Annotated in this window: 3 protein-coding genes; all 3 read right to left on the reverse strand. The window is 68.5% G+C overall.

Features of this window, described 5'->3' with window-relative positions:
• Nucleotides 1–360, reverse strand: a 360-nt coding sequence (locus tag EGJ34_RS21320) for an iron chelate uptake ABC transporter family permease subunit (protein ID WP_148100552.1), incomplete at its 3' end; no start/stop codon positions are given.
• Nucleotides 360–1,412, reverse strand: coding sequence for an ABC transporter substrate-binding protein (locus tag EGJ34_RS21325; RefSeq protein WP_125362401.1), 1,053 nt, complete (start codon nt 1,410–1,412; stop codon nt 360–362). The genes EGJ34_RS21320 and EGJ34_RS21325, both read right to left, overlap by 1 nt.
• A 52-nt stretch (nt 1,413–1,464) precedes the next feature.
• Nucleotides 1,465–2,492, reverse strand: a 1,028-nt coding sequence (locus tag EGJ34_RS21330; RefSeq protein WP_125362402.1) for an ATP-binding protein, incomplete at its 5' end; no start/stop codon positions are given.

Consider the following 2,492-nt stretch of genomic DNA (forward strand, 5'->3'; position numbering starts at 1 on the left):
CAGAACGATCGCCGCCACGGCCCCCAACGCGGCCCCCTGGGTGACGCCCACGATGCCCGGGTCGGCCAGCGGATTGCCGAACAGGCCCTGCAGACTGGCGCCGGCCATCGCCAGCGAGGCCCCCACCAGCGCGCCCAGCAGGGCACGCGGGATGCGCAGGTTCCACACCACCGCCAGGTCGCGCGTACTGACCTGCGACGCATCCACCCACCCCAGCTTCACCCCGATCGCCTCTACCACCTCCATCGGCGGCAGACGCAGTGGCCCGACCGCGAACGAGGCGAGGATCGCGCCCAGCAAAGCCAGCGCCATGGTCAGCAGAACCCAGCCACCGGCCGAGCGTCGGGTACCACGCGACATCACGGCGAAGGCAACGCCGCCAGGGCTTTGGCCAGCGCCAGTGCGCCGCTGCCCGAGCCCACGCTGGTGGATTTCAGCTGTACATCGGGCATCACCCACACGCGGTTGGCGGCACCGGCCGGCGTCTGCTTCAAGGTCGGATACGCCTTCCACAGCCCGGCTTCTCCGCCGAACAGCTGCAGATCGTTCTCGGTGACCAGGATCACATCCGGTGCGGCGGCGACCACGCCTTCATTGCTGAGCGCCGAATAGTTCTGCACGCCAGCCTCGGTGCCGATGTTCACACCGCCGGCCAGTGCAATCAGCTTGCCCGACGCGCTGTCAGCCCCGGCCACCGTCGGCGCACCGCCGGCCCCGGTTGCCGACAGATGGATCACCCGTGGATGGCGCGCGCTGGCCTTTGCCACCCCCGCCGCTTCATCCAGCTGCGCCTGCACCTGCTTCGCCAGCGTCTCGCCAGCGTCCGCCGCGCCCAGCGCGGCGGCCACCTTGCGCACCTTGTCCGGGGCCGGTTGCAGGTCGTCCACCACCACCGCCGCTTCACCGGCACCCCGCAGCTTCTTCGCCAGTTCGGTGTGGCGGCGCAGGCTGTTGCCCAGGAACAGTGAGCCTTCCAGGCTCAGCACGCCCTCCACCCCGGTGGTCCGGTTGAACAGGAACTGCTTCGGCGCGTTGCGCCCGGACGCGGTGGCCGAGCGCAGCGGCGCGGCGTACACCTGCGGGCCCATGCCCAATGCTTCAATCACCGCAATGACATCGTCGCCCCCGGCGACGATCTTCGAGGTATCGGTCACCGTGACCGAGGCCCCGTCGTCGGAGGTGAGGGTGACCGGCAGCACCGGCGTGATTCCCTCAACACCCGGCACATCGGTCCCTGCCACACGCTGCCAGCCCGTCGGCAGTGCATCGGCCTTCGTCTCCCCGGATGCCGCGGCCGCCGAAGGTTCCGACTTCGCGGTTTCAGGTGCGACCGGTTTGTCGCCGCAGGCGGTCAGCGCGCCCACCAGGGCCAGCGCCAGCAGCGATTGAGGCAGGTTGATCGAAACACGCATCACGGTTCTCCAGATAAGCGCACGGGGCAAGTCCCCCGTGCGCGGGTTTCACTCAGCGGCGCTTGCTGATGCGGGTCACGCGGTCACCCTTGGGGTCTTCGGCCCCGCGCGACTTGTTGACCGCAAACACGTTGCCCTTGCCATCTTCGCTGACATGATTGGGGAAGGTGCCACCGTCCAGGTTGCCGATCACCTGGCCGTTGCCGTCGACGACGGTGACGGTGCCCGCACCGCGGTTGGTGACATAGGCCAGCCCGGACACGGGCTCGAAGGCCACGTTCAGGGCACCGGCACCCACCGCCACATCGTGCAGCACCTTGCCGCTGGCGATGTCCACGATGAGCAGGTTGTCGCTGCCCTGCGAGGCGACGTACAGACGATTGTTCTTTCCGTCCACGGCCACGCCCGAGGCGCTGACCGCATTGCCGAGGTCGATCACCTTGTCGACCTTGCCGCTGGCCACGTCGATCACTGCGGCTTCCGGGGTGCCCATGCTGACGGTGTAGAGCTTGCCGCCCGCCGTATCCAGCGTGAGGCTCATCGGCACGAACTTGCCTTCGTCCACACCCGATTCCAGGGTGATCGGCTCGAGCGCCTTGAGCGTCTTCGCGTCGAACACCGACAGGTGGTCCTCACCCGTGGCCGATGCGAACACCTTGCCACGCTGGCTGTCGATCACCACATCGCGGGCGTGCGGCACGGTGCCGACCGGGAACTGGTGCACCAGGCCCAGGTCCGACTGGCGGTACACCGCCACGGTGTCCTGGCGGGTGTTGCTGACCCAGACATTGCCGTTGGCGTCGTCCACGCCCACGCCGTAAACCGCGTACACGCTGCCGCCCTTCGCGTCCGGCACCTGGGCCGGGGTGATCGCCTTCACCACCTTCAGCGACTTCGGGTCGACCTTCAACAACTGCGACTGGGTCACCGGCGGACGGCCCACGGCCGAAGTGACATACAAGGCGTTGGCCGCGGGGCTGTACGCACTCTGGTAAAGGCCCTGGACGAGCTTGCCCGACGCCAGGTTGAAGGCCTTCTCGCCGCTGAGCGGCAGGTTCGGCGACACGCGCAGGGTGGCGA

Source organism: Stenotrophomonas sp. 278 (assembly GCF_003935715.1).
Lineage (GTDB): Bacteria > Pseudomonadota > Gammaproteobacteria > Xanthomonadales > Xanthomonadaceae > Stenotrophomonas > Stenotrophomonas maltophilia_AH.

Excerpts from the sequence above, each read along its gene's own strand:
- EGJ34_RS21325 (WP_125362401.1), bottom strand. The coding sequence starts at position 1,412 with ATGCGTGTTTCGATCAACCTGCCTCAATCGCTGCTGGCGCTGGCCCTG.